This window comes from Kiloniella sp. EL199 (assembly GCF_900313065.1).
Lineage (GTDB): Bacteria > Pseudomonadota > Alphaproteobacteria > Kiloniellales > Kiloniellaceae > Kiloniella.
Window position 1 is genome coordinate 108,430 of record NZ_OMPU01000014.1, and the last position, 26,871, is coordinate 135,300.

Sequence of the window (26,871 nt, forward strand, 5' to 3'; positions counted from 1 at the left end):
TATACCGTAGATCTGTGCATAAAAAGTCATAACCTGTTCTAAATATACACGAAAGCATCATGACAAGCATCCATTTTCTACAAAACGGTCCGGATAAGCCTTGCAATACAGATAAGGCCACTATCCTTTTCGCCCATGGATCAGGTGCCCCCATGGATAGCGACTTTATGAACTATTTCGCTGAAAAATTAGGGAATGACGGTCACCACGTTATCAGATTTGAATTCCCCTTTATGGCAGAACGTAGAACAACCGGGAAGAAGCGCCCTCCGGATAAAGCACCTAAACTATTGGAATTCTGGCAACAGATTATAAACCAGCACCCGCAACGTCCCCTTTACATAATGGGGAAATCTCTTGGTGGGCGTATGGCCAGTATGATTGCCGATGAAATGAACGTTACAGGCACAATCTGTCTCGGTTATCCTTTTCATCCGCCCGGGAAACCAGAAAAAACCAGAACGGCACACCTTGAAAATGCAAAAACACCCTGCCTTGTTATCCAAGGAACACGGGATCCCTTTGGCAAACCAGACGAAGTTAAGCATTATTCATTATCGGATAAAATAAAGCTCTATTGGTCAGAAGATGGGGATCATAATTTAACCCAACGGAAAAGATCAGGTCGAACGAATGAACAAAACTGGTCCGAGGCAATTGAGGCTGTAAACGTATTTATTAACGAGACAAACCCATGAACAAAACCTTACCAAGCTGCATAGAAGAAACAATAAATCTCTGTCTTCCTCTGGGTGAAATCAGAGTCAGACCAATGTTTGGCGGACATGGTCTTTATTTTGAAGATATCATGTTTGCCTTGGAAGCTTTTGGAAACATCTATTTAAAAGCTGATAAAAAAAGTGAGAATCTTTTTATCGAGGCTGGCAGCGAACCCTTCACTTATGAAGGTAAAAACAAACCGATAAAAATGTCATATTGGCTTGTCCCTGAAACAGCACAGGAAGATCCAGAAGAATTTATTTACTGGGCCGAGCTCGCAATTGCCGCATCAAAACGTGCTCACGCAAAAAAGAAACCAAAAAAAAGAAAATTATAATCGAACCAACAACAACATCCTTTGAACGCAAAAAGCTAATTAGAAAGAAAGAATAACAGTCACCGAGAATAAATAGTGCAGATAGCCTGTTTTTCCATGACGCATTCTGTGTATACTGCGGCGCAACATTACAATTGAACAGATAACAGACAAATCTGTTACTGCTCTGATTATTATACCAGCTGCCAGAGAAAGTTAGGGAGCCACCAGCATGTCCGATCAAGGCAACATCCGTATCGAAACAGATTCCATGGGCGAAATTGAAGTCGCAGCAGACCGTTATTGGGGTGCACAGACTCAACGCTCGCTACAAAACTTCAAGATCGGTGGTGAAAAAATGCCACCAGCTTTGATTAAAGCACTTGGCACACAGAAACTGGCCGCAGCCCGTACAAATATTGAACTGGGCGTGCTGGATAAAAAGCTGGGTGAAGTAATCTGTCAGGCCGCGCAAGAAGTTATCGACGGCAAATTAACCGATCATTTTCCGCTGGTCGTTTGGCAAACAGGTTCTGGTACACAAAGTAACATGAACACCAATGAAGTCATCGCAGGTCGTGCAAATGAACTGCTGACAGGTGAGCGTGGCGGAAAATCCCCTGTACATCCAAATGATCACTGCAATATGGGACAGTCATCAAACGATACTTTCCCGTCAGCAATGTCCATTGCGGGTGTCAGGCAGTTGAGCGAAGAAACCATTCCTGCACTGGAAAAATTACATACTTCCCTTGATGCCAAAGCAAAGGCTTACGAAAAAATCATCAAGATTGGGCGTACCCATTTGATGGACGCAACACCACTGACTCTCGGCCAGGAGTTTTCCGGTTACGCCAAACAGATTGAATACGGCATTGCCCGGATCAAGAACACTCTTCCGCGTCTAGCAGAGCTTGCGCAGGGCGGCACAGCTGTTGGTACTGGCTTGAACTCTGTCGAAGGTTTTGCCGAAAAGTTTGCTGCACAGGTTTCAGACATTACAAAACTGCCCTTCACAACTGCGCCAAACAAGTTTGAAGCACTTGCTGCTCACGACGCCATTATTGAGGCATCAGGCGCATTGAATGTCCTCGCAGCTTCATTGATGAAAATTGCCAACGATATCCGCATGCTTGGATCAGGTCCTCGTTGTGGATTGGGTGAACTTCTGTTGCCGGCAAATGAGCCCGGCTCATCGATCATGCCAGGTAAAGTAAACCCAACACAGGCAGAAGCCATGACAATGGTTTGCGCACAGGTTATGGGTAATCACACGACAATAACGGTATCCGGATCTAACGGACACTTTGAACTGAACGTCTTCAAGCCTGTGATGATTTACAACCTGCTGCAATCCGCCAAGCTAATCGGTGATGCCTGTGATTCATTCCGTGAGAACTGTGTTGATGGTATCGAAGCAAACGAAGAACGCATCACAACGTTGATGCAACAATCTCTGATGTTAGTCACAGCCCTCAACCCACATATAGGCTATGACAACGCTGCTAAAGTTGCCAAAAAAGCTTACGTTGAAAACAGTACCCTCAAAGAAGCCGCTGTGGCTCTTGGTCTGCTGACAGCAGAAGAGTTTGATGAAAAGGTCCGCCCCGAAAACATGGTCGGCCCCCGTAAAACATAAGTAGATTTAAGGCGGGTGGTAGATCCACATCTGCCCGCCTTATTCTTCTTTTGTTGCATTAAGAGAACGACATGGTTCTGGACTTCAAATCAGAAGAAATCAAAAAACGTTCCGTAACTATATCCGGGCACCGAACCAGCTTTAGTCTGGAAGAAGGCTTTTGGCAGGAAATAAAACTGCTCGCAAAACGCGAAGGCTTATCGCTCAACCAGTTTGTTGAACAAGTCGACGAAGCCAGAACAAGTAACCTTTCAAGCGCGCTTCGAATTCTTGTCCTCAATCACCTGAAAGAACGGCTTGAAGACAGTAACAAAGATACGGCTTCTGAACCGACCCCAGAAAAATAGAGCGCCTTTCCAACGGAGAAGCGCTCTATTTTTTATGTTCGATTACCTTACCCAGTAATCGCTTCAAACGAAAAGACTAAGGCTTAGCCACCAAGTTCTTTAAATAGGCCTTTCAAGAGTTCTTTAGCCTTTTTCTTTTTGGATTTTTTATCTTCAACAACAGGCTCGTTTGTTTGTTCAGCAGGTTCACCCGTTACCTCTGATTGCGGTTCAGGCACATCTGAACTTGGAACTTCGCCACCTAGAAGCTGATTGATCGTGTTGGACTTGTTTGATTGAAGGAACTGCCCTTTGACTCTGGGGTTTGGTTTATCCAACTCACCGTTCAAATGAACAGTCAGGTAAGGTTTGGTAGGATCTTCACCTTCCCTAAACAGATCGCTTTGACTTTTAATTAACCATGCTGGTAAATCAACTGTTGCGGCTGTAAAGACCGATGTTCTATTGCCATCGACGCGAAGATCTTTGGTAACCAATACCCCGTTATGAATTGTATAGGTTCCCTTCAACTGAGCAGGGTGCCCGGCAAAAGATTGCAACAATGTTGTTGTGGCATCACCAACGCCTTGAATTCCTTTTAATTTCGAACCAAGAACACCGAGCAAAGCACCGCCAACAACTTCTTTCGTTTTAACCTTTGCAGTTAAGACACCACTAATTTGACCATTACCATTCAGCCCTTGAACAAGATCAGCTTCTGAGCGCCCTTCTGATGTTACCTTGCTCTGAAGTGAAATGGGGCCAGACACCCGTTTGAAATCAGCGACGTCGCGAAGCAATGCACCACTATCGATGTTTTGGCCATTTATATCCATATCTATGCGCAGTTGATCCCGACCATCAATAGTACCCGTTGCCGTCACCCCACCGCCATAGGCAATGCCTGAGAATTGGGACAAGGTCAAAGTGGCGTCCTGCAGCGTCGCTTTTGCCTGTACATCTGCAATACTGATGGCATCGCTTCGCACTGCATCAGATATAAGTGAAACGTCTGCATTCAGGGAAGACAAAGCAGCCAGATCAAATTTTTCCTGCGACCAGCGTCTGTTCAATCCCGCGGAAACCGAACTGCCGCCACCGCTTGCGCCACCAGAAGCACCCCCTTGAACAGGCCGTGGCAAAAGATTACTCAAATCCAATTTGCCTGTCATAAGGTTCGCAGTTACTTTTGGTTTTGTACCTGTCAGGTTTGTAATAACGCTCCCCTGAATACGCGTATTTGCAATGGTTCCATCAAGTTCTGAAAGCTCTATTTCAGAAGCATCGGCCTTTACCATCGATTTAACGGAAACACGCCCCCACTTGGAATTTGTCGCTGCTTCAGGGTTAATGCGTCTAACCAACTGGGCTGCATCGGGATGATCAATAGCTACCAGACCTTGATATAAAGAAATTTCTCCAGGCCGAAGCACTCCTTTGGCCTGGTAAGAGCCCCCCATTGCTGCTCCAAGAAGATCCAAGGACAAATTTTCCTTGGTTCCCTTGATATTGCCACTGACTTCCACAGACCCGAGTTGCGCTAACCCATCAACTTTTTCTTGCCCCGCAAGCGTCAGGAGTTTTGGTAAATCGATAACTTTGGCAATAACAGTTGTATCAAAAGCAGGTGTCGCAGTCTCAAAGTCTTTAATCGTACCGGACAAAGCCAAGGAGGACCCTTCAATATCATCCAGAGAAGCATTTTTGATTTGCAAGCGACCTTGTTGAAGCGTGGCATCAAGCTTCACACCACGAAAGGGGATACCCTGATACACAGCTTCACCAAGTGTAATGTCCAAATTTGCATCGGCGCGTGTTAATATCGATCCTGCTTTATTTCTTTCAGATGCCTGTTCTTGCTGCTTGCCATTAATATTATTTGTTTCAGAAGAGTTCTCAGATACGCTGGTATTTTCATTCGCGGGGAGAGCCGGGTCTGCTATTTGTCCAGCTTTGTATGCATCCAGATCAATCCGATCAATGACAAGGCGTGCGCCAATTCCGGGACGATCCCGAAGAGCAATTGTTGCCGCACCATCCAAATGTGTAACATCCAAAGTCACAGAAACCGGATTTAAAATAACCTGATCAGGCTTCAAACTAAATCGTACCTTGCTATCCAGACGTCGTAATCTGTCATTGGGTACATCAGGAACATCTATATCAAGCCAGGTCAGAAGCCCTCGCAGATCTTCTGTTCGCGCATTCAGTTGCCCATTTACTGTTTGATTTTGGTAATTTGCAGCAAGGGCAATTTGGCTCCCGCTTGGAAGCTGGGCACTTAAATTCTGTAACTCAAACAACCCGTTCTGAAGGCGTGCTTGCATCACCAGCCCCCGCACAATCTGTTGATTATAAATAATATCATCAACACTTAACTGTGCCTTCAAAAAAACATCAGGAGAAAAGGTTGGCCACGATGACGCTGGCAATTGTTCAGATCGGCTCTCGGCCTTTGTCTTTCCTGTTGACGATGTACTTTGCCGGGGAACATCCTCTTGTGTCATTCCCTGATTCTTTTGCATTGCATCTTGAACAGCAAGAATATCGTCCAAATTAACTCTTGGACTAGCCAAGTTCATTGAGATAGCCACACCATCCTTAAGACCGACATTAACACCACCTGTTATTTTTTGTGCTCCGACACGCACCACAATGTCGTTCACGGCAAGCTTATTCAAATTACCTTCAAGCTCGGCAGATAATTCAAAGTCACTTTCAGCACTTGTCTTCATATCAACTTTAAACAATTCAGAAACCAATGAACCCAAATCGCTACCATCACCTTCAAATTTACCGCGATAGGAAATACTGTTTACATGACGAGAAACCGAACCGTTGAATTTTAATTTTGCTTGAGAGTCTGGTAGACGAACACCTGTGTTAATTGCTGTTGCCCCTTCTTCAGCGAACCTACCCAAATCCAATTCAACTTCGGTCCGCTGCCCTCGCAAGAGAAGATCTCCACTCAACGAAAAAGGTCCTGTAAGACTATTTGCAGCAATCTCGACATTAATCCCTTCAAGGGTTTCATGAGTAGTTCTCTCTGCATCATCATAATGGATTGTACCATCAACAATCCGAAAACGATCCAGAGTTACACCAGAAAAAAAAGTGCTTTCTGGCTTACTTTGATTGCTCTCTTGAGCTGAGAAGCCGCTATTATTAATTTCAGCAGTATTACCAGCCTCTTTCTTTATCTCTTTTGAGGAAAACACCCAATTCCCCGAACCATCCGAAAACTTCTCAATATGAATTGTCGGTTTTCTTAAAATGACCTCATCGACACGCAAACGGCCACTCAAGAGAGGAAATATCGCGACTTTAACGCCCAGTTCATCAAGAGTAACCATCGCTTCATTACTGGATCTTGGATCATTCGCGAAACGAACATCAGTTGCAGAAAAACTTGGTATAGGTAGCACCCTTAGATTAAGATCCCCTTCAATATCCATAGTTCGCCCGGTATAGGCATAAACCTGTTCTGTGATATCGCTTTTATACTTGTTCCAGTTAACAAATCCTGGGCCGAACAACACACCGGCAACAACAAGCAACAGTATTACAGATATCGAAATCGTAAATTTACGCACGATCCAACCTTTTATGATGTTTTATGGTTTAGTGTGAAAAATCACACCCTATAATTGTTAAGAATTAACCTACTCATAAGCTTGTATTTAATCAATCATTCGCAAGAAATACTTCTATTTAAAATCTGTCAAATTCAATAAAATTCACGTATGAAAGTTAAAAATAAACCATTACGTGCAATTCCATGATAGACTCCCTTTTCAACATTTTTAAGACCGGATACGACATATTGCCTAGAATATTATTTGTTTGTTTCTTTCTCTTCATTCCAAACCTTAGCTTTGCAGCGAATCAACTCTCCAGCAAAGAACTTACTCAACTGTGTAGTTCCGAAGATCGCTGGTATGGTGGCCTGTGTAACGGCTATATTACCGGCACCGTCGAAAGTTTATTGGAAATGCGAGAGCAAGGATTGATTGCAGAAGCATTTTGCTTCCCGCCAAATATACAACGCGGTCAATTCATTGATGCCATAAGACAGTCTTTGGAAAAAAAGGTCGATACTAAACCAGCATTTGAAAGCATCGTATTAACATTAAGGGAAAAATATCCGTGTGAGTGAGATTTCAGAGGAAAACGAAAATCCTTCGATACGCCCCAATAATCTTAAAGATTTGATAGCAGTTATTTCCTGCGTATCAATTGCTGGAATCAGTATGGGGTTCACCCTTCCTTTGATGACAATATCCCTTGATCGCGACGGGAGCAGCGGCTCGTTCATTGGTCTTATCGGTTCAATGCTGGGAATTGCGATTGTTCTTTTCTCACCCTTTGTTCCAGCATGCATTTCCTTTCTTGGCATGAGAAAGTTTGTCATCATCTGTATGTTGGGCGAAACATTGATGTTTGTCTGCCTATTCCTCTTCCCCGCACCCGTTGCCTGGGTTCTTATACGTTTTGTAATGGGAATGGCCGTTGCCGGAATCTTTATAGCCAGCGAAAGCTGGATCAATCATCTTGCCATTTCATCACATAGAGGCCGAATACTCGCTCTGTTTAATATTTCATTAGGCTTAGGATTTGCGTCCGGGCCGTTACTTTTGATTTTAACTGGCACTGACAACTGGCTTCCCTTTATAACCGGGGCTTGCATTTGTTTTATTGCAACAATGCCTTTATTGCTTGTAAATGATCCAGAGATGGATTTGGAAACTCCCGGCAGTTTTAACCAGTTTTCATTTATACTCATTGCTCCCGCCTACTGTGCTGCAGTTGTGCTGGCATCAGGCACCGAAACTCTAATGGGCACTTTCTTTCACTACTACGGTTCGAGAGTCGGATACGCGCAACCTGACATGCATGTTATGCTAACTCTGTTCTTCCTTGGCGGACTAATCTTCCAATACCCCATTGGATGGCTCGCCGATCATATGAATATTCCACGCCTACTACTTATTCTGGGTTTGGTTTGCATAATCTGCATCATTATGACTTTCCAATTTTCACATATAATCTTGTTATTCAAATTCCTGTTATTTTGTTGGGGTGGTATTTTAACATCTATCTACAATACAGTTCTTACTGCCGTGGGGCATGAATATAAGGGGGCTGATCTAATAGCCGCAAATGCGTCATTTGGCTTTTTGTGGGGAGTTGGTGGCCTAATGCCACTCATAGGGGGACAGGCAACACAAGCATTTCAGGGAGAAGCTCTGATTTATGTGTCTCTGGCTCTGGCAATACTTTTTGTTGTCCTTATGATTGGCACACTAACAAAAGCAAAGATAAGAAAAAAGAACTATAACTAGCTTGTCTTCTTTTCGTGTGCTTTCCATTGAGCTTTTTTGCGATATATCGTCGAAGGATTTATGTCCAACAAACTTGCAGCTTTAACAATATTGTCGCCACAAGCTTTAATTGCAGCTTCAATTGTCTCTTTTTCAACAATCCAGAGAGGAATAACTTCGGTTGATTGCGGCAGTTCTGCCAAGTGATTCGCTGTAGATAATAACTCGACAGAATCGTGCTTGTTATTATCCCGAGAATCATCACCAGTTCGTTCAGGAACATTACCTTTATATTCTGTAAAACCAGCATTTTGCCCCCCCAAGGAAGGCAACATATCTACGGTTAGAATTTGTCCTTCATTCAAAACTATGGAATTTCTTATAACGTTTTGTAGTTGTCGAATATTACCCGGCCAACTGTAATTATTAATCGCTTTGATTGCTTCTGCAGAAAAACTTGTAAATTCTTTCCTTTCTTCCTTTGCATAATCAAGTAAAAAAGATTTCGCGATTTCCAGTATATCTTCATCCCGATCCCTCAAAGGAGGAAGATGAATGGGAATAACATGAAGTCGGTAATACAGATCTTCGCGAAACCTTCCCGCCTGAACTTCTTGCAAAGGACTGCGGTTGGTCGCACAGACAATTCGAATATTAACCTTCTCAAGCCGTGTACTTCCAACTTTGTGAAACGTACCACTCTGAATAAAACGCAACAGCTTGGTTTGCAAATCAAGATCCATTTCACAGATCTCGTCCAGAAATAACGTACCACCATCTGCTTGCGTTGCAGCACCGTCTCGATTACCAATTGCCCCGGTAAAAGCCCCTTTTACGTGACCAAATATTTCAGATTCCATCAAATCCTTTGGTATGGCCCCGCAATTGAGTGGCACAAAAGGTTTATCAGCACGCGGGCTGCATTTATGAATTGCTTCAGCGCAAACCTCCTTACCGGTACCACTTTCACCCGTAACAAAAACAGTTGCCTTGGATGTGGCGGCAGAATCAATTGTCCGATAAATCGCCTGCATAGCAAAGGAAGAGCCAATGAAACCATAAAAATGCGTCCGCTCCTTAATGGCTTCAACCATCTCGGATAACTGCATGTGTTTCAGAGCATTTCGTACCGTGACAATTAATCGGTCCGCAGAGAACGGCTTTTCAAGGAAATCATATGCCCCCAAACGCATTGATTCGACGGCAACATTCACTGATGCATTCGATGTGATAATAACAACAGCAACAGGAAGATTCTGCTCCTGCACCATTCGCAGGATCTCAATACCGTCCATATCCGGTAATTGCAGATCAAGAAGCATAACTTTGTATTCTCCCCCATCCAATTCATAGAGAGCTTCTTTTCCCGACATTACCTGTGTTGAATCATATCCAGAGCGCTTTAGGTAGCTTGTATACACAGCAGCTAGCGATGCTGTATCTTCAACAAGAAGAATGGGGGGGGTCTCTGCCATCAACTATACTACCAAAATCAGGAAATACTGAACGGAACAAGCTTGTTACAAATGATACGAAGGAACCGGCACCTTGCCAAGCAATTCAAGACAAGCCCTACCTACCTCTTGGGAAGCACTTAGCTACCTTGATGATAAGCTTCCATAGTTAACGCCCCAACCACATCTGCATTTGCAGCAAGCTCAATTGCATGTTTATGGTCACCACGCCGACAAGATTCATTTATAAGACGCATCTGTTCTTGCAAACGAAGAGCACCAAAAGTTCCACTCACACTTTTTAAAGTATGGCTCTCTCTTTCCAACTCTTCACCGTTGTGCGTGCGTGCCGCATTTATAACACCAGCAAGGTGCGTTTTGAGATCAGCGCAAAATTGCTCAACCAGAGAAGGAATGATCTCTTCTCCGACTTCATTTGACAAAGCCTGAATTACCAACTCATCCCGGACAGGATAGGTTTTACCTAATTCTTGGATATCTAGTTCATTAAACGAGCTAATTGTCCTGTGCTCCCCTCTGAAATCGGCACGACAACCGACATTCCAGGATGATTAATCCTGTTCTTCAACGTTCCGAACACCTGTCCGAAAGAAATATGCTCACAAATAAAGGCAACTGCAAACAACGATCTGCAACGGACAGTAACGACTCTAACAGAATAACAGCTATCAAATAGTTACTCACTATAAAAGTTAGGGATTATACATACCCTGATCCATATCAATGAAGTATTGTCATGAAGCCGTCACATCGTAGGTGGCAAGAATTTTCCCAGAAAGTGCATCTTCGCAATAGAGGCTGACATCATATCCCCATAATTGAGCAATTCGGCGCATCACCTGCTCGGCTTCCTTACCGTCAATTGGCACATCATCATGGACCATATGACGCAAAGTAATCGCCCTGTCACCTTCAAACTCTACATCGGCAACCTGAATATCCAGTGTCATAGCCGAGACTGTATACGACTTTGCCAAAGCACTCCGGATTTTTTTATATCCACGACTATCGTGAATGGCATCAACCTTTAAGTGAGGCAGAGAGGAATTATCATGGATCTGAAACAACCTGAAATCCCGGATAAGTTTCGGGCTTAGAAATTGTAAAATAAAACTCTCATCCCTGTAGTTTGCCCAGGCGTCTTTCAGAACTTCAATACCATTTTTAGATCCCGCTATATCGGGAAACCATAACTTATCTTCATCAGTCGGATCATCGCAGATACGGTAAATATCCTGCATCATTGCAAAGCCGAGAGCATATGGATTAATACCACTCCATCTCTGATCATCGAAATCCGGTTGAGCGACTACACGGCTGTGATAATCAATGAACTCAAGCATTGCACCCTCGGTAATCAACCCCTTATCAAAAAGCCTGTTCATAATGTAGTAATGGCAAAAACAAGCACAGCCTTCATTCATCACTTTGGTTTGCTTTTGCGGATAAAAATACTGGGCAATATTTCGAACAATTCTCAAAATTTCACGCTGCCAATCTTCCAGTATGGGGCTATGCTTTTCAAAAAAATAAAGAAGATTGGCTTCAGGTAATCCAAACTTGGCCATATTAGCTTCTTGGCGCTTGCTCTTTACCTCTTCGTCCTCTGCATCAGCTTCTTTATGCGGCAATGTCCGCCAAATGTCCCTATAGTCAGTGCGTTTATGCTCTTCGCGATCATCTATACGCTGTTGCGCCATTTCTCGGGACATCGGAACAGGTCTTGAATAGTGATCGACAGCATTTTCACGAAGTGCGTGTGCTGCATCCAACAATTCTTCCACCGCTTCAACACCGTGTCGCTCTTCACACTTACTAATATATTCGCGGGCAAAATGCATGTAATCAAGAATTGCCTCGGCGTCAGTCCATTGTTTAAAGAGATGGTTATTCTTGAAGAAATGGTTATGCCCAAAAGCAGCATGGGCCACGACCAGCGCCTGCATCGTCATGGTGTTTTCTTCCATGATATAGCTAATGCAGGGACTTGAATTTATCACAATTTCATAAGCGAGACCGCGCATGCCTTTGCGATAATAAAATTCATCCTGAACAAAGCTTTTGCCAAATGACCAGTGATTATACATCAACGGCATTCCAATACCTGAATAGGCATCCAACATCTGCTCAGAAGTTATAACTTCTATTTGATTAGGATAAACATTCAAGCCCAGCTCACTATTCGCGATTTCTTCTATGGCATCATAGACACGATCAAGCTTCTCAAAGCTCCATTCAGCACCTTCATAGAGATGTTTCTGAGGCTTTTGTACTTTCTGCGCCTTCGCCATAGGGACTCCTTTCTATAGCTTCACGAATTAAACAGCTTTTAGGATCTCAAAGTTACTCGGTACTTAACTGTCTGCGGCATTCTCCTTGGAAAATAAATCTTGAAAAACAGGGAAGATGTCATTCGGCTTAACCACTCTTCGCATCGCAAACTGTTCAAACCCTGCAGTAAGTTGCGCATAAATCCGCCAGAGATCAGTCATGTTTTGTTCGTCTTTAAAAATTTCCAGTTCTTGTTCATCCATAACTTCAATATAGGCAAAATATTGGCACGCAGGTAAAATCACATCCCCCATAATGGCCAGACACTTTTCCCGGTCACTGGCAAAATTATCACCATCAGATGCTTGCGCCGCATAGACATTCCAATCGCCAAGTGGATAGCGATCTTCCAGAACTTTCTGCATTTCTTCCAAGGCAGAGGAAACAATGGTCCCGCCCGTTTCTCTGGAATAGAAAAAGGTCTCTTCATCAACCTCTTTGGCCATGTGCGTATGGCGAATAAAGACCAGTTCAACCCGCTCGTATTGTGTAGAAAGAAACAGATGCAGGAGCATAAAAAATCTCTTCGCCAGATCTTTCATGCTTTCACTCATAGATCCGGAAACATCCATCAAACAGAACATGACAGCACGTGTGTTCGGTTTTGGAATTTTTGTGAAAGATTTATACCGTACATCCAGGGGATCTATATAGGGAACAAATCGCCGACGATGCTCCAACTGCTCAAGTTTTTCCTGTAACTCTTTCAGCTTTTTGGTTTTCCGTCCTCTCGCCTCCAGTTCAAGGATCTCTTCACGTAGCGTGTTGAGCTCTTCGTTACCTGGCCGCTTCATAGAAATTCGCCGGGCAAGGCTATGACGCATTGTCCGCTTCAAGTCCATATTGCTTGGTGATCCAACGCGGACATATCCTGCACGCTGTTTCTCGAATTCAACTTCTTCTTTCAATGAAGTCTTCACTAGGTCGGGCAGCTCCAGATCTTCAAAGAAGACATCCAAAAACTCTTCTCTTGAAAGAGAGAACTGAAAGCTGTCCTCCCCTTCTCCATCTTCACTGGCTTTTTTACCACCCTGACCTTCCCCGCCTTTTGGTGGTCGCTTTATTTGATCACCTGTCGAAAACTCTTTGTTCCCGGGAAGAACACGATCATGTTTGCCCTTGGTGTAATCATATTTAAACCGAGGTTCGTTTAAGCCCTTAGAGGGGATGGTTATGCGGCCATTATGACCAATATCAGTCACTTTACCGCCATTCACAGCCTCTTTCACAGCTTTACGGATCTGGCTTTGAGCACGACGAATAAACCGCTGCCGATTGGGTAAACTCTTGCCCTTTGGGTTTAGCCGCCTGTCAATAAAATGCATCATGCTGTTTAATCCACTTAATCCATTACCTCCCAAGGTTTCCTGCTTACTTAGCCTGCTTTATTCACACGCATGTACCAGTCAACCAAACGATGGACCTGTCGCTTGCTATACCCACGATCAACCATCCGATCGACAAATTCATTGTGTTTGGACTCTGTCTTCTTATCTTTTTTGGATCCGAAGGAAATCACAGGCAACAGGTCTTCCACCTGACTAAACATCCGCTTTTCAATAACTTCCCTTAACTTTTCATAGGACGTCCAACGCGGGTTTTGCCCTTTATTATTTGCCCGGGCACGCAAAGTGAATTTTACGACTTCATTTCTGAAGTCCTTGGGATTTGAAATTCCTGCAGGCTTTTCAATTTTGGACAACTCTTGATCCAGAATACGCGGATCCAACAATTGTCCTGTATCCGGATCTTTGAAATCATGACCCTCAATCCATGCATCCGCATAGGAAATGTAACGGTCAAACAGATTTTGGCCGAAGTCAGAATAAGATTCCAGATAGGCTTTTTGAATTTCATTCCCGATAAATTCAGCATAACGAACTGATAGATAACCTTTGATGAATTCAAGGTATCGTTTTTCTATCTCATCCGGGAATTGTTCCCGCTGTATTGCCTGTTCCAGCACGTACATCAAATGGACAGGATCGGCAGCAACTTCATTCGGATCATAGTTAAATGTTTCCGCCAGAACCTTGAAGGCAAAACGAGTAGAAACGCCATTCATTCCTTCATTCTGCCCCGCAGCCTCCCGATACTCTTGGATTGGCTTTGCATTTGGATCGACATCTTTGAGATTATCACCGTTATAAACGCGCATTTTCGAGAAAATATTGGAATTCTCATGCTCTTTTAAACGCGTCATGACACTGAACTGTGACATCATTTCCAAGGTTGCCGGAGCACAGTGAGTTTCGCTTAAATCACTGTCTCTGAGTAGTTTATGATATATGTCAGCTTCTTCGTTTGCCCTTAAGCTATAAGGAACCTTGATTACACAGACACGATCAATGAAGGCTTCGTTATTTTTGTTGTTCTTGAAATTTTGCCATTCAGATTCATTTGAATGTGCCAAGATGATGCCCTGAAATGGAATAGCGCCCAAATTTTCTGTTCCCACATAGTTGCCCTCTTGCGTTGCAGTCAGTAAGGGGTGCAGCATTTTAATCGGCGCCTTAAACATCTCGACAAATTCAAGAAGTCCCTGCGTCGCCATATTCAGACCACCACTATAGGAATAGGCATCAGAATCATTTTGGCTGTAATATTCCAGTTTTCGAATATCAACTTTTCCGACCAGCGTCGAGATATCCTGATTGTTTTCATCTCCAGGCTCTGTTTTGGAAATACAGATTTGACGTAACTTTGACGGATACATCTTCACCACAGTGAATTTAGAAATATCTCCTTCAAACTCTTCTAATCGCTTAAGCGCCCAAGGCGATATCAACCCCGTCAAACGGTGTTTGGGAATCTGATATTTGTCTTCCAGCAAATCGCCCATGGTTTCCGGGTTAAACAAACCAAGCGGAGATTCAAAAATAGGACTGATATGGTCTCCGGCTTTCAAAACATAGACCGGGCAGTTTTCCATTAAGATCTTCAATCTTTCGGCGATCGAAGATTTACCACCCCCTACCGGCCCCAATAAATAAAGGATCTGTTTCTTTTCTTCGAGCCCTTGGGAAGCATGTTTGAAGAAACCAACAATACGTTCGACAGTTTCTTCCATACCATAAAATTCGCTAAAACTCGGATAACGCTTGATCGTCCGGTTCATAAAGATCCGCCCCATACGCTCATCCTGACTGGTATCGAAAAGTTCAGGTTTGCCAATAGCATCCAGCATTCGTTCTGCAGTTGAGGCGAACATACCCTTGTCTTCACGACACCCGGACAAGTAATCCCTCAACGACATTTCGCTTTCTTGCCGGCTATCATATAGCTCGGAATAAGCTTCGAAAATATCGGTCTTGGGCATTATGACCTCCTCTGTATATATTGGCGTAGCCTGTGATGCATTCCTTCATAAATCAGCCTGTGTCATCTGTTTTAACCAATGGAACTTCAGAAGGCTGAAACCAAAATCCATCAAAAAGCGCACAAGAAAATCAATAAAACTCTAATCACTTGATACTGCTCTTATATTTTTTACGCTTCATCCAAGAAGGTGGATTAACTATTTTTGTTTTTATTTCATAAAAAGTTTTATCCACAAAAAAAGCCTCGGTAAAACCAAGAGGCTTGACCGAGGCTACTTCACAAGACAAAAGATCGTTTTATGTCCTCAATTCTTTCGCGACTTCAGCAAAACGATCAACATCAGATTGATTTGAATTAAAGGACATAACCAAACGAACCAATGATCTTTCTTCCCCCGGGATCATTTCATAAAACTCAAATCCGGCACTTTTGAGAGAAGTTACCATCGCTTTTGGCATCATCAGGAACAAAATATTGGCCTCCACAGGATGAATAAATTTAATCTCTGAGTGATCGGATAAAAGTCTCGCCATCCGTTGTGCCATGTCATTAGCCTGTCTGGCATTTTTCCGCCACAAATCATTATCCAGATAGGCAGTTAACTGGGCAGACAAAAAACGCATTTTTGAAATAAAATGCCCACCACGAACTCGCCTGTTTTCCAATTCTTTGACGTTGGCTTTATCGAAAAAAACAACGAGCTCAGCACCCATTGCTCCATTTTTTGTCGCCCCGAAAGAAAGAACATCAACACCGGACCGCCATGTAAGGTCTGCTGGTGAACAGCCTGTTCCCACAACAGCATTGGCAAAACGCGCACCATCCATATGAACCTTGAGATCGTTCTTTCTTGCAACCTCCGTTATCGCTGCAATTTCATCTGGTTGATATAACGTTCCTGCTTCTGTTGTTTGAGTTAAGCTAACCAAAGAGGGTTGAGCATGACGAGGAACACCTCGGCCAAAAATAGCATTTTCCAACTCAGTATGAGAAAATTTTCCATGGTCACCAGCCAGAGGAATAAGCTTCGCGCCACCTGTATAAAATTCAGACGCACCACACTCATCTACATTAATATGTGCCTCTTTATGACAATATACCGTGCCATAGCCTGGGGTTAACGAGGCAATAGGTAAGACATTAGCAGCTGTTCCACTAATAACCGGAAATACAGTGACATCTGTTTCAAAAACTTCTGACACTTTGCCAGACAGACTATCAGTCCATTGATCAGCACCATAACTCATTGCCGCGTGCTCATTATTTGCACGCATTAATGAGTCCATAATCTCTGGCGATACACCTGTTACATTATCAGAGGCAAAATTAGTCATATAACTTGTCCCATAAGTCTTTCGCTATTGCTGAAAACATTCCTTGGCAACACTTCAATCCGTCGAAATATCAATCTGCCAGCCGCCGATTTTGGTACCATTAAGACTGTCATAAAGTTCCACACGCTGACAGTCACGCGTAAGCTCGCCATCAAATCTAAAGAGAACACGGCCTTCAAGTAACTGTGTATCAGCCAAACGACAGCCTGCTGGAATCTTGATAGAGACAGTATCAAAAGGCTCACCCGATCCATCAGCTAACTTTCCAGCAACTTTCTTTTCAGAAAGCATTTCCACTTCTTCGCTTTTTTTTGAAAGGGTGCCATCGCTTAATCGTGTAGAGATCGTGTAAATCACTACAGCAAAACCGACAACAAGTAGAATAGTCATTATAGCGACGGCTATCTTAATAGCTTTCATCTTGTACAACCCACGAGTAAAAGGAAATCATGTAATAAGCGAGCAAGATCTGTTCGGCAAGCCAAAGCAGCTTAAAAGAAAAGCCTATACGAGGGAAACATGCCAGATAACGGCGATATCGCGAATGACTCACAGATGTACAGTTTGATCGTCTCTGATGCTGAAAAGAAACAACGCCTTGATCGCTTTCTTGTTCAACACCTTTCTGATCTTTCCAGAAGTCGTATTCAGGCTCTTATTACTGAAAAGTGCCTTACCATTGACGAAATGATCATCGAAACACCAAACTATCGATTAAAGCCCGGACAGACAGTTCGCTTAATCGTTCCCTCCGCAGCAGATCCTGAGCCTGTTGCCCAGAACATCCCACTCGACATCGTTTATGAAGATCCCTATCTCCTCATTGTGAACAAACCATCAGGCATGGTTGTTCATCCCGCACCAGGAAATAGTGATGGTACCCTGGTTAATGCACTACTCTACCACTGCGGAGATGATTTCAAAGGTATTGGTGGTGTACGTCGCCCCGGCATTGTTCACCGTATTGACAAAGATACCAGTGGCTTAATGGTTGTTGCTAAAACAGACGAATGCCATCAAGGGTTAGTTCAGCTTTTTGCCACACACGACATAGAACGAAGTTACAATGCAATTGTATGGAGTTTTCCAAAACCTTCTGTAGGCGAAATAAAAGGAAATATTGGACGCAGCCCAAAAAACAGAAAAAAAATGGCTGTTGTTCCGACAGGAGGTAAAAGGGCTATTACTCATTATAAGACCCTTGAGATCTTTTCAGCTGGTGCAGCAAGTTTAATAGAGTGTCGATTGGAAACCGGACGAACGCATCAAATTCGCGTTCACATGACCCATATAGGCCATCCACTTCTAGGGGATCCGCTCTATGGCAGTCAAAGCCAGAGCAGAACCAAGAACCTCCCTGAAGCGGCTCAAAATCTCATGAAAAATTTTCAAAGGCAGGCTTTGCACGCCAAAACACTCGGATTTATTCACCCTATAACAAAAGAAAAACTGTTCTTTACGAGCGAACTATCAAGGGATTTGAAAGATTTGATTATTAGTTTATAATAATTAAAAATCGCATTTAGAATCAAGTTACCTCTTGTGCACCGCGGCATGACACACCATATGTAGCATCACGCAGAGAATATGCCGTTGTGAGCATTGCATCATAACTAGCTATCAAAAGGGGAACGCAAAATGGTATCATCAAAAATTCCAGCCCTGACACCAGAGGGAAATCTGTCACGATATCTTCAGGATATTCGCAAGTTTCCTATGCTAGAACAAAATCAGGAATACATGCTCGCCAAACGCTGGCGTGAACATGACGATACTGATGCTGCTCATACCCTCGTCACCAGTCATCTGCGTCTCGTGGCAAAAATCGCTATGGGTTATCGCGGTTATGGATTGCCAGTCTCGGAACTGATTTCCGAAGGCAACGTGGGCATGATGCAGGCTGTGAAACGTTTTGATCCGGAAAAAGGTTTCCGCTTGGCAACCTATGCCATGTGGTGGATCCGCGCATCTATCCAAGAATACATCCTACATTCCTGGTCTCTCGTTAAAATGGGAACAACCGCTGCACAAAAGAAACTTTTCTTCAATTTGCGTAAGCTTAAAGGACAGATGTCTGCGATCGACGACGGAGATCTTTCACCTGAACAGGTAACGCATATTGCTGATACCCTGAAAGTTTCAGAGAACGACGTTGTCCAGATGAATCGCCGACTTGCAGGGCCGGATAATTCCCTCAATGCTCCTCTACGCATTGACGGTGATGGAGAATGGCAGGACTGGTTGGTTGATGAAACAGAAAGTCAGGAAGTTCAGTTTGCTGAAACAGAAGAATTAACAAAACGCCGAGCCCTTCTGGAAGATGCCTTGCTTACCCTGAACGAGCGTGAAAGACATATCCTTCAAGAACGCCGTTTGAAAGACAACCCAACAACGCTGGAAGACCTTTCTCACATCTATGATATTAGTCGTGAGCGTGTCAGACAGATCGAAGTTCGTGCGTTTGAAAAACTGCAAAAAGCAATCAAGAACGCAGCGATTGAACAAAAGCTCGCAACGTCATAAATCACATAAAGTCAACTACAGACACAATAAGTCAGCTAGATACTACTCTAGCTGACTTTTATTTTGGCATTCATATAAACAATAAGAAATTTTTCTGGAAAGCAGTTCACTGAGAAGTTAGTTTCCTAGAACAAAATTCAAAAAGTGGTAACCAGGTAAATCATGACATCCTCAAACAATGCATTCGAAGACGATCTTCCCAAATGGATGTGGTTGTGGTTACCTATTGCTCTAGTATCAGTATTACTGATTACCGGCCTCCTTCTTCCAGAAGAGACTTATGCTCGCTGGATTGGAAATGAGCGAACAGGCATACTTGAGACATCTCATGCAATTATTCCTGCAATCTCTTTGATTCTAGCCCTCAGGATCATTCTTCATCCCAACGTTTCCACCTTTTCCTTCCTCTGGTTTTGGATATTGCTTGCTGCCCTGGGGAGTTTTTATATGTCAGGGGAAGAAGCCAGTTGGGGCCAACATTGGTTCCAATGGGATACGTCAGCTGAATGGTCAAGGATTAATGATCAGGGAGAGACCAACTTTCACAACACAAGCTCTTGGCTTGATCAGAAGCCGCGCACAATTCTGGAAATTGGCATCATCTTGGGCGGCATTGTTTTACCGCTTGTTTTTCGAAAGAAACCACATCTAAAAAATCATCCCTACGCGATTATCGTCCCAACACTGGTTCTAATGCCAACGGCAATCATTGCAGAAACTACCCGGATGACAGAGCGCTTGCTTGCAGCTCTGGATGTCCCTTTTCGCTTCTTCCAAAGAGCGAGTGAAGTTCAGGAATTGTTCTTTGCCCTATTTATACTTTATTACCTGATCATCATCTTAAAAAGAGTGAAAAAGCTCAATTAACCTCCTGTTCCTGTGGTTCCACCTCTTCCACAGCAGCAATATTTGCAGATTGCTTAACACCTTCGCCCCAAGCTTGAATCAAGTCGTCTTGATAACGTCGGATAGATTTAATTTTCCCTTCTGTTGAAATACTCAGATAACTGGAAACAAAAACAGGTGCTCCCAGGTAGAGAATCCATCCTAATCCTGCAGCACCATATGAAATCATCATATTCCAAGGATCCGCGATAGCGCTAAAGGCACCGTCAAAAGACTGTCCCCGTTCCCATAACTCCATCAATGAGGGCAACACACCACAAAAATTTGGCAGGCTGATTGTAACTGTAAAATATCGGTGCGGATTACGATCAATAACATAAACGACAAGGCTGGGTACCATCAAAACAGCCAAGAGAATGGCTGAAGGCATTAAGACCGCTGCCAGCACGAGAATAATTAACAGAAGAGGTAAACGTCCCATAATACCCTCTAAAAAACCCAGGCTATTGTCATAAGAACCAATGCTAAACTAGAACACACACCGGAAATAACGGCAGATGTTTTATCACTGACATGTCGAACATTCTCATCTGAAACAAGTCCTCCCTGTTCCAACCATGTTGCTTGGGCTTCCAGATTAGAAAAAATCACCTGAGCCTGATCAAACCCGATCTGATCTTGATCCTTGATCTGAGAATTATCCAAAATTGACTGTAGTGTTGTTAACTTACCTTCAGAAGTCGCACTTTCCACAGCTTCGCGTAATTGCTTTCGAAAAGCTGTATTATGAAAGTTCTCAACAGAATCTATAAGTAAATTCGCCATGTGCGCGGACAACGCTGGCAAGTTTGGCGGCCCAAACTGTTTTTGCATATCGGACAGAATTCTTAATGAGGCACCATTATAAACATCTCGGTTAAACGGGTCTTCAAAACGCTTTAACAAAGCATCAAAATTTCCGCGCATATGATTCATCGCAAAAGCCAGAATATGCCGATCCACAGGTGCACCTTCTATACGGCCAGCAGTCACCATGCTTTCCAAAGCCGGCAGAAGGTTTTTTACATCATCAACATAATGATCACCAACCAGTGGTGACATACAGGGCCAACCTTCATTACCTGCATAAACCGCACGTTCCATACCATAACCGGGAACCATGCTTTTTACATTCTGAGCTAAGCTCTCTATCTGTTTAACAATCGCAACGAATTCAGGTTTGGTTCTCGTTTGTGATGTGACCCAGGCCTGGGACAATTTCATTCGAATAATATCAAGAAACTGTTCGACTTTGCCCGGCTCAAAAAACTCCAACGCTGTAGCTTGGGCAATAGCGTCAACACGAACAGCGACATCTTTGTATATAATAGGCGCAGAAGGATCCAATGCCATAATCGAAGCAGATACTGCCCGATCATCACCGCTTCCTGTTGTCGCCAATGCGTGAGATGTTCTTTCAGCAAGAACAATTAAATCCCCCATGTCATCATTTGAAAGCGCCCGCCGAACCCAGGAATCCAAATGATCTGAAGAGATTAATCCTTTACTTTCCGACCAGTTCAACCTCATCGCATTTGCCAACATAGGTGCTGTTAAATAGTCTTTTCCGGCAAATGATATCGACCTTACAGCTTTAGGGGGAAGCGGAACCTGTTTAGGGCTAAGATGTCGCCCATTTGCCCACATCTCAATATCTTGCATTGCCCATCTCTCGTAGGGATCATCACTCAATAATCCACGTAGAGGTTCCATTAATTTAAGAGGTACACGCGTTTGACCGACCAATGCGCCGTAAGACCCCAGCTTTATTTTAGCTTCAATAATCTGCTCATCAGACTGCCCCTGAACAAGGGTTCCCCCCATAGCCAGTTCAGCAAGCAGAACACCAAAGGAATAGAAATCATCAAGCACACCGCCATCACCACGACCAGCGGGAGAAGCCATACCAGAATCAATCGGTTCGTACAATACAGGTTGGGCATAAGCAGCTGGTGTTGAAAGACATTCACCCAACATTGCCCTACCGTCGGATGTCATGAAAATATTTTCAGGACGAATAGCCCGATGCATTAATGTTCGCGCTGAAAGCTCTCTCAAAGCAGGCAACAGGTTATAGATAACCCCATTTATGATAGCTTCTTCATCCATCTTGGGAACTGGGTGACCCACTTGCGGTATCAGACGCTTTCCTGAGGGACGTTCATATACAAGAACAAAACGACGAATATTATCATCAGGGAAAACAACCGTTCCTGATCCCACAGGGGTCATCATCACAGGGCAGGAAACACGGCTCATTAATCTGATCATGGAAAACCGTGGTGCCGCTTCTTTTTGGCAGACCAGAGCAAAAAGAGAATTATTCCCCTTAAGGCTCGCCGCTGCTATCGCCATCGTTCCCGGAGATTGGAGTTCGGGCAAGCGTTCAGCAGGCAAAAGTCGAAACTTGTCCTCAAACTCTACAGGTTGTTGTAGATGCACCAATTCATTGGCAATTTCCTTGATATGAGCAGGCATTACTTCCTCAACCCGAGAACAGGCCCCCCGGCCTTCACAACACAAAAGATAAATACAGTTCTAGAGCTATAACAGAGAAAGGTAAAAAAGATAGTTAACAAAGTTTTTCTTTTTGTTCAGCGGCCCTGCCTTTAATCACTATCCTCCCCCGAATTCAGCTACCTCGGCATGGCATCAAAAACAAAGCTCTGAATTAGCCGCAAATCATATTTATCTTTTGGAATAACAATCGAAATATCATAATCCTTTGGCATTTCCCTGATTGGTATCGCGCTTAACGTATCATTACTTGTTGTGCTATTATCCAGAAAAATTCCAAGGCCAACATCGTGTAGTATGGCTTCTTTCATAACCGGAAAGGTTGTTGTTTTTATTATTCTTTTAATATGAATATTTTCACGCTTTAAGGCGATACGTACTTCTTTCTCAGTCAAAGATCCTTTCTCTGGTAGCAAGAGCGCCTCGCCTTCCAGTTCGTGCAAAGAAATGCTTTTGTATTTTGAAAACCTATGACTTTTAGGCACGTACAGAACATAACGACAGGTCGCTACTTTCTGATACATCAACTCATCTGAAATTGGAGGTTCTGTAATGAATGCGATATCAACCTTTCTATTTCGTAACAAAGATACAGAAGTCGTCCAGTCATATAACGTAAAATCGATCTCAACATTTGGATGAGCCCGATTAAAGCGTGAAATGTATCCCAACGCGGGCAAAGGAGCATTACCGATAATCGTTAAATGTCCCTCTCCCAGTTGGGAATATCTTGTCAGCTTTTCCTCTAATAAACGATCCAGCGTTAGGTATCGATCTGCCAAATCAAAAAACTCACTACCTGTTTTAGTCAGGGTAAATCCTTCCCTGTCACGTAAAAATAACTTGGACCCAATAATATTTTCCAACTTGGAAATATGTTGACTCACAGCAGATTGAGACACTTGCAGTTTTAAGGCTGCAGCTGAAAAACTGCCTTCGCGAACGGCATGAGCGAATGCAATGATTTGGTGAGAATTAGGGCGCATAAATCAACATATCCGATTAATTGAGTTCATAACTCTAACAGACATTAGCGTCACTTATATGACGTCATACAAACGTCTCTGAGGCTTATTAGATTGCTGGCGAAACTAACGGAGACCATCATGGCCAATATTCGCCTCAGCAATATCTCAAAGCGGTTTGGAAACACGGACGTTCTAGATGGAATCGACCTTGATATTAATGATAAAGAATTTGTCACCCTTGTCGGACCATCTGGATGCGGGAAATCAACTCTTCTAAGAATTATTGCGGGTCTCGAAAGCGCAGATACAGGAACTGTTTCTATTAATGATACGGATGTAACTGGCATACGCCCTGCAAATCGAAACCTATCGATGGTTTTCCAATCCTACGCCCTCTATCCGCACCTCAGTGTAGCGCAGAACATGCTGACACCACTCAAATTAAGAGACCTGAGCTTTCTACAGCGGCTTCCAATGATCGGCCCTCTATTAGCCAAAACAGAGTACCAAACACTTTATCAACAAGTAAAAAAAACGGCACAGATACTCAAAATCGAAAACCTGCTTGAGAGAAAACCCGGACAACTTTCTGGTGGACAACGACAACGTGCAGCTCTGGGGCGTGCAATGGTAAGAGATCCATTAGCATTTTTAATGGATGAACCTCTTTCCAATCTTGATGCTGCCCTGCGGGTTCATATGCGATCAGAATTAACCCAACTGCACCAGCGCCTGAAAACCACTTTCGTGTACGTTACTCACGACCAATCCGAAGCCCTTACCATGTCAGACAAAATGGCTGTCATGATGAAAGGGAAAATACTACAGTATGGTCCTCCGGACGAGATTTATCACAATCCACAAACGACTGATGTTGCGCGTTTTGTTGGTTCTCCTGCCATAAATATAATTCCTGGATCTACTGATGAAACTGGTTGTGTCAGCTTGCTTGGCAGATCTTTAGGGATCTATATTTCAAGCCCGCGTACGTCGATACAAATAGGATTGCGGCCAGAACATCTTTCCCTTTCAGAAGACAGTTCAAACAGCTTTCCTGGAATTATCAGACACATAGAAAACTTGGGTTCAGATCTGTTTTACCATCTCGAAGTAGAGGGGATGCGGCAAAGAATTGTTGTGCGAACCTCTCAGAGTGAAGGCAGAAGACTTCCTCTCGGTAGCCTCACTTGCTTCACGGCAGAAAAAGACAAACATCTTGTCTTTGATGAAAATGGCAATCGATTAACAACCAAATCGCAGAAACTGGCAGAGGTCGCGTGATGAGCCAGTCACGTGCCTACCTATGGCTGATTGCCCCTGCGTTATTTTTGATGCTGCTGATACTCATCATTCCAATCTTTGCGGCATTGGGATTGAGTTTCACCAACTATTCTCTCGGAAATCCTCAAGCAAACTTTGTTGGTTTACAGAACTACGAACAAATTTTCACACGAACAACCTATCAAAAAATGTTCGGGGCAACCATTCGTTATGTCTTTGTTGTTGTCCCGATTACAGTTGGATTGGGATTAGGCGCGGCACTATTGATTAAATCCCTTACACGGTTTGGCGACCTTTATAAAACCATCTATTTTCTTCCTGTTATGGCCGCGCTAATTGCCATGGCTATTGTCTGGGAGTTTGCTTTCCACCCTACCATTGGAATCATAAATTCCACTCTGGAACAAGGCTGTGGAACAGTTCTCGAAAACTGGTCTTGGTATGCAAATGGCTGCGAACGAACTTTTCCTCTGTGGCTAACAGATCGAAACTATGCGATCTGGACTGTTTCTTTCATTGGCATATGGCAAGGATTTGGCTTCAATATGGTACTTTACCTTGCCGGGCTAACCTCTATTCCAAAAGAACTCTATAGTGCTGCCGAAATGGACGGTGCTAAATCATCATGGGAGCGTTTCAGGTTGGTTACCTGGCCTATGCTTGGCCCAACAACTGTTTTTGTTGTCACAATCAGCTTTATCCGCAGCTTCCAGGTATTCGACATGGTGGAAGCCTTCTACCCGCAAGGCGGTGGTCCATCAAAATCTGTCTATGTGATGATGTTTGCACTTTACGAAAAAGGTATCCAGCAAAACCTCATGGGTATAGGTGCAGCCATAACTGTTATCTTTTTAATCTTCGTAATGCTTCTAACCATAGTTCAAAGATGGCTGGTAGATAAGAGAACCCATTATGTCTAATTTTGATACCTCTCAGAGAATGTTCCAGTTTTCTACCTCAGAAACCATCAAACATATGGTTCTGATTTTCGGTGCCCTGATTGTGCTTTTACCATTCTACGTGATGTTAAGCTATTCACTCAAGGCACCAGCAGAAATTATGCAGAACACGGGTGGATTTCTCGGCGCGCAGGAACCATTTCGCGATGATTATTGCATTAAACTAGGGAATGCTATCGCAGACTGCATGGTGACACCGTGGATTTATAATTATAAGACGGCATTCGAAAAAGCACCTCTCCTTCGCTATTTATTAAATGGTGTGTTGGTCACTTTTTCAATATTTTTCATACAGGTTGTGATTGCTCTCCCTTGTTCCTATGCCTTGGCGAAACTAAAATTTTGGGGCAGAGACACCGTTTTTGCGCTCGTTCTCTTTTGCTTGCTGATACCTGTCCATGCCATCGCTTTACCACTTTATATCATGCTGGCAAAGTTGGGATTGACCAACAGCTATGCCGCCCTTGTCATTCCCTGGACAATCTCTGTTTTTGGAATTTTCCTGATGCGGCAGTTTTTCATGACCATTCCCGATGATTTGATTGATGCCGCTCGGATGGACGGCATGAGCGAGTACTCAATTATATGGAATGTTATGCTTCCCGCAGCAATTCCGGCACTGATGGCCTTTGCCATATTTAGTGTCGTGGCGCATTGGAATGATTATTTCTGGCCACGGATCGTTGTTACAGGAAACAGAGAACTTTTCACGCCACCCTTAGGGTTACGTGAATTTAAAGGTGATGCTGATGGCGATAATTTTGGCCCCATGATGGCAACTGCTGTTGTAATTGTTACGCCCCTGCTGGTTGCTTTCGCCTTGGCGCAAAAACGGTTTATCGATGGCATCACACTTTCTGGAATGAAATGAGGAAGAACAGCTATTCCTCCTCATTACAAAATCCCTAACGGGATCAACAAGATCTGGATAGATCAGCAAAACCGGATCCAGATC

23 protein-coding genes are annotated in these 26,871 nt (G+C 43.5%); 12 read left to right on the plus strand and 11 right to left on the minus strand.

Going from position 1 to position 26,871, the window contains the following annotated elements:
• Positions 1-59 precede the first annotated feature (59 nt).
• From D9A03_RS18350 to D9A03_RS18365, 4 genes are all read left to right on the plus strand, one after another.
• A complete protein-coding gene (locus D9A03_RS18350; protein WP_120498681.1) occupies positions 60-698 on the plus strand; it encodes an alpha/beta family hydrolase in 639 nt (212 codons plus the stop codon).
• Positions 695-1,057 (plus strand): TfoX/Sxy family protein, encoded by a 363-nt coding sequence (locus D9A03_RS18355; protein WP_120498682.1) that lies wholly within the window; start codon positions 695-697, stop codon positions 1,055-1,057. Before D9A03_RS18350 ends, D9A03_RS18355 begins: the two co-directional genes overlap by 4 nt.
• Before the next feature lie 211 nt (positions 1,058-1,268).
• Positions 1,269-2,675: a class II fumarate hydratase gene (fumC, locus tag D9A03_RS18360; RefSeq protein ID WP_120498683.1), complete on the plus strand. Its 1,407-nt coding sequence runs from the start codon at positions 1,269-1,271 to the stop codon at positions 2,673-2,675.
• A 71-nt stretch (positions 2,676-2,746) separates the two neighbouring features.
• Complete coding sequence (locus tag D9A03_RS18365) at positions 2,747-3,022, plus strand: ribbon-helix-helix domain-containing protein (RefSeq protein ID WP_085901268.1); 276 nt, start codon at positions 2,747-2,749, stop codon at positions 3,020-3,022.
• Positions 3,023-3,105: 83 nt separating this feature from the next.
• Here the strand turns inward: D9A03_RS18365 and D9A03_RS18370 are convergent, their stop codons facing one another.
• Positions 3,106-6,594, minus strand: a complete 3,489-nt coding sequence (locus D9A03_RS18370; protein WP_120498684.1) for an AsmA family protein — start codon at positions 6,592-6,594, stop codon at positions 3,106-3,108.
• A 230-nt stretch (positions 6,595-6,824) separates the two neighbouring features.
• Here D9A03_RS18370 and D9A03_RS18375 point away from each other — a divergent pair, with 230 nt between their 5' ends.
• Both D9A03_RS18375 and D9A03_RS18380 read left to right on the plus strand, forming a co-directional pair.
• On the plus strand, positions 6,825-7,157 hold the full coding sequence (locus D9A03_RS18375; RefSeq protein ID WP_162938244.1) for a Rap1a/Tai family immunity protein: 333 nt from the start codon (positions 6,825-6,827) through the stop codon (positions 7,155-7,157).
• Complete coding sequence (locus D9A03_RS18380; RefSeq protein WP_120498686.1) at positions 7,150-8,343, plus strand: MFS transporter; 1,194 nt, start codon at positions 7,150-7,152, stop codon at positions 8,341-8,343. The genes D9A03_RS18375 and D9A03_RS18380 overlap by 8 nt, the downstream gene beginning before the upstream one ends.
• On the opposite strand, the gene D9A03_RS18385 is transcribed toward D9A03_RS18380, so the two are convergent.
• From D9A03_RS18385 to D9A03_RS18415, 7 genes are all read right to left on the minus strand, one after another.
• The gene (locus D9A03_RS18385; RefSeq protein ID WP_120498687.1) at positions 8,340-9,797 is read right to left on the minus strand and encodes a sigma-54 dependent transcriptional regulator; all 1,458 of its coding nucleotides are present in this window, start codon (positions 9,795-9,797) and stop codon (positions 8,340-8,342) included. The two genes, D9A03_RS18380 and D9A03_RS18385, sit on opposite strands and share 4 nt — an antisense overlap.
• Positions 9,798-9,916: 119 nt before the next feature.
• Positions 9,917-10,219 (minus strand): Hpt domain-containing protein, encoded by a 303-nt coding sequence (locus tag D9A03_RS18390; RefSeq protein WP_162938245.1) that lies wholly within the window; start codon positions 10,217-10,219, stop codon positions 9,917-9,919.
• Positions 10,220-10,531: 312 nt separating this feature from the next.
• The gene (locus tag D9A03_RS18395; RefSeq protein ID WP_120498689.1) at positions 10,532-12,088 is read right to left on the minus strand and encodes a SpoVR family protein; all 1,557 of its coding nucleotides are present in this window, start codon (positions 12,086-12,088) and stop codon (positions 10,532-10,534) included.
• Positions 12,089-12,151: 63 nt separating this feature from the next.
• Positions 12,152-13,456, minus strand: coding sequence for a YeaH/YhbH family protein (locus D9A03_RS18400; protein ID WP_120498690.1), 1,305 nt, complete (start codon positions 13,454-13,456; stop codon positions 12,152-12,154).
• Positions 13,457-13,503: 47 nt separating this feature from the next.
• The gene (locus D9A03_RS18405) at positions 13,504-15,447 is read right to left on the minus strand and encodes a PrkA family serine protein kinase (protein WP_120498691.1); all 1,944 of its coding nucleotides are present in this window, start codon (positions 15,445-15,447) and stop codon (positions 13,504-13,506) included.
• 298 nt (positions 15,448-15,745) lie between these two features.
• Positions 15,746-16,783 (minus strand): low specificity L-threonine aldolase, encoded by a 1,038-nt coding sequence (locus D9A03_RS18410; RefSeq protein ID WP_120498692.1) that lies wholly within the window; start codon positions 16,781-16,783, stop codon positions 15,746-15,748.
• 54 nt (positions 16,784-16,837) lie between these two features.
• Positions 16,838-17,203 (minus strand): hypothetical protein, encoded by a 366-nt coding sequence (locus tag D9A03_RS18415; RefSeq protein ID WP_120498693.1) that lies wholly within the window; start codon positions 17,201-17,203, stop codon positions 16,838-16,840.
• 99 nt (positions 17,204-17,302) lie between these two features.
• On the opposite strand from D9A03_RS18415, the gene D9A03_RS18420 reads away from it, so the two are divergent.
• The 3 genes from D9A03_RS18420 to D9A03_RS18430 all read left to right on the plus strand — a co-directional run bounded on the left by D9A03_RS18420 (position 17,303) and on the right by D9A03_RS18430 (position 20,173).
• Positions 17,303-18,289 (plus strand): RluA family pseudouridine synthase, encoded by a 987-nt coding sequence (locus D9A03_RS18420; protein ID WP_216825535.1) that lies wholly within the window; start codon positions 17,303-17,305, stop codon positions 18,287-18,289.
• A 132-nt stretch (positions 18,290-18,421) separates the two neighbouring features.
• Positions 18,422-19,306 (plus strand): RNA polymerase sigma factor RpoH, encoded by an 885-nt coding sequence (gene rpoH, locus D9A03_RS18425; RefSeq protein WP_120498694.1) that lies wholly within the window; start codon positions 18,422-18,424, stop codon positions 19,304-19,306.
• 162 nt (positions 19,307-19,468) lie between these two features.
• A complete protein-coding gene (locus D9A03_RS18430; protein WP_120498695.1) occupies positions 19,469-20,173 on the plus strand; it encodes a hypothetical protein in 705 nt (234 codons plus the stop codon).
• Here D9A03_RS18430 and D9A03_RS18435 read toward each other — a convergent pair.
• The 3 genes from D9A03_RS18435 to D9A03_RS18445 form a co-directional block, all read right to left on the minus strand.
• Positions 20,166-20,633, minus strand: a complete 468-nt coding sequence (locus D9A03_RS18435; RefSeq protein ID WP_120498696.1) for a hypothetical protein — start codon at positions 20,631-20,633, stop codon at positions 20,166-20,168. The genes D9A03_RS18430 and D9A03_RS18435 overlap by 8 nt on opposite strands.
• Positions 20,634-20,641: 8 nt before the next feature.
• Positions 20,642-22,669: a serine/threonine-protein kinase gene (locus D9A03_RS18440; protein ID WP_120498697.1), complete on the minus strand. Its 2,028-nt coding sequence runs from the start codon at positions 22,667-22,669 to the stop codon at positions 20,642-20,644.
• Positions 22,670-22,827: 158 nt separating this feature from the next.
• Positions 22,828-23,694: a LysR family transcriptional regulator gene (locus tag D9A03_RS18445; protein WP_120498698.1), complete on the minus strand. Its 867-nt coding sequence runs from the start codon at positions 23,692-23,694 to the stop codon at positions 22,828-22,830.
• Positions 23,695-23,814: 120 nt separating this feature from the next.
• On the opposite strand from D9A03_RS18445, the gene D9A03_RS18450 reads away from it, so the two are divergent.
• From D9A03_RS18450 to D9A03_RS18460, 3 genes are read left to right on the plus strand one after another with little or no spacing between them, the layout of a single operon-like run.
• The gene (locus tag D9A03_RS18450) at positions 23,815-24,957 is read left to right on the plus strand and encodes an ABC transporter ATP-binding protein (RefSeq protein ID WP_120498699.1); all 1,143 of its coding nucleotides are present in this window, start codon (positions 23,815-23,817) and stop codon (positions 24,955-24,957) included.
• Complete coding sequence (locus D9A03_RS18455; RefSeq protein WP_120498700.1) at positions 24,957-25,877, plus strand: carbohydrate ABC transporter permease; 921 nt, start codon at positions 24,957-24,959, stop codon at positions 25,875-25,877. The genes D9A03_RS18450 and D9A03_RS18455 overlap by 1 nt, the downstream gene beginning before the upstream one ends.
• A complete protein-coding gene (locus D9A03_RS18460; protein WP_216825536.1) occupies positions 25,870-26,787 on the plus strand; it encodes a carbohydrate ABC transporter permease in 918 nt (305 codons plus the stop codon). Before D9A03_RS18455 ends, D9A03_RS18460 begins: the two co-directional genes overlap by 8 nt.
• The last annotated feature ends 84 nt before the right edge of the window (positions 26,788-26,871 follow it).

What these genes read in the sequence shown, in the direction of transcription:
- D9A03_RS18400 (WP_120498690.1), bottom strand. Translation starts at nt 13,456, where the DNA reads ATGATGCATTTTATTGACAGGCGGCTAAACCCAAAGGGCAAGAGTTTA.
- D9A03_RS18445 (WP_120498698.1), bottom strand. Translation starts at nt 23,694, where the DNA reads ATGCGCCCTAATTCTCACCAAATCATTGCATTCGCTCATGCCGTTCGC.
- D9A03_RS18455 (WP_120498700.1), top strand. Translation starts at nt 24,957, where the DNA reads ATGAGCCAGTCACGTGCCTACCTATGGCTGATTGCCCCTGCGTTATTT.
- D9A03_RS18450 (WP_120498699.1), top strand. Translation starts at nt 23,815, where the DNA reads ATGGCCAATATTCGCCTCAGCAATATCTCAAAGCGGTTTGGAAACACG.
- D9A03_RS18405 (WP_120498691.1), bottom strand. Translation starts at nt 15,447, where the DNA reads ATGCCCAAGACCGATATTTTCGAAGCTTATTCCGAGCTATATGATAGC.
- D9A03_RS18350 (WP_120498681.1), top strand. Translation starts at nt 60, where the DNA reads ATGACAAGCATCCATTTTCTACAAAACGGTCCGGATAAGCCTTGCAAT.
- rpoH (WP_120498694.1), top strand. Translation starts at nt 18,422, where the DNA reads ATGGTATCATCAAAAATTCCAGCCCTGACACCAGAGGGAAATCTGTCA.
- D9A03_RS18410 (WP_120498692.1), bottom strand. Translation starts at nt 16,783, where the DNA reads ATGACTAATTTTGCCTCTGATAATGTAACAGGTGTATCGCCAGAGATT.
- D9A03_RS18415 (WP_120498693.1), bottom strand. Translation starts at nt 17,203, where the DNA reads ATGAAAGCTATTAAGATAGCCGTCGCTATAATGACTATTCTACTTGTT.
- D9A03_RS18395 (WP_120498689.1), bottom strand. Translation starts at nt 12,088, where the DNA reads ATGGCGAAGGCGCAGAAAGTACAAAAGCCTCAGAAACATCTCTATGAA.
- D9A03_RS18420 (WP_216825535.1), top strand. Translation starts at nt 17,303, where the DNA reads ATGCCAGATAACGGCGATATCGCGAATGACTCACAGATGTACAGTTTG.
- D9A03_RS18440 (WP_120498697.1), bottom strand. Translation starts at nt 22,669, where the DNA reads ATGCCTGCTCATATCAAGGAAATTGCCAATGAATTGGTGCATCTACAA.
- D9A03_RS18365 (WP_085901268.1), top strand. Translation starts at nt 2,747, where the DNA reads ATGGTTCTGGACTTCAAATCAGAAGAAATCAAAAAACGTTCCGTAACT.
- fumC (WP_120498683.1), top strand. Translation starts at nt 1,269, where the DNA reads ATGTCCGATCAAGGCAACATCCGTATCGAAACAGATTCCATGGGCGAA.
- D9A03_RS18355 (WP_120498682.1), top strand. Translation starts at nt 695, where the DNA reads ATGAACAAAACCTTACCAAGCTGCATAGAAGAAACAATAAATCTCTGT.
- D9A03_RS18460 (WP_216825536.1), top strand. Translation starts at nt 25,870, where the DNA reads ATGTCTAATTTTGATACCTCTCAGAGAATGTTCCAGTTTTCTACCTCA.
- D9A03_RS18435 (WP_120498696.1), bottom strand. Translation starts at nt 20,633, where the DNA reads ATGGGACGTTTACCTCTTCTGTTAATTATTCTCGTGCTGGCAGCGGTC.
- D9A03_RS18385 (WP_120498687.1), bottom strand. Translation starts at nt 9,797, where the DNA reads ATGGCAGAGACCCCCCCCATTCTTCTTGTTGAAGATACAGCATCGCTA.
- D9A03_RS18430 (WP_120498695.1), top strand. Translation starts at nt 19,469, where the DNA reads ATGACATCCTCAAACAATGCATTCGAAGACGATCTTCCCAAATGGATG.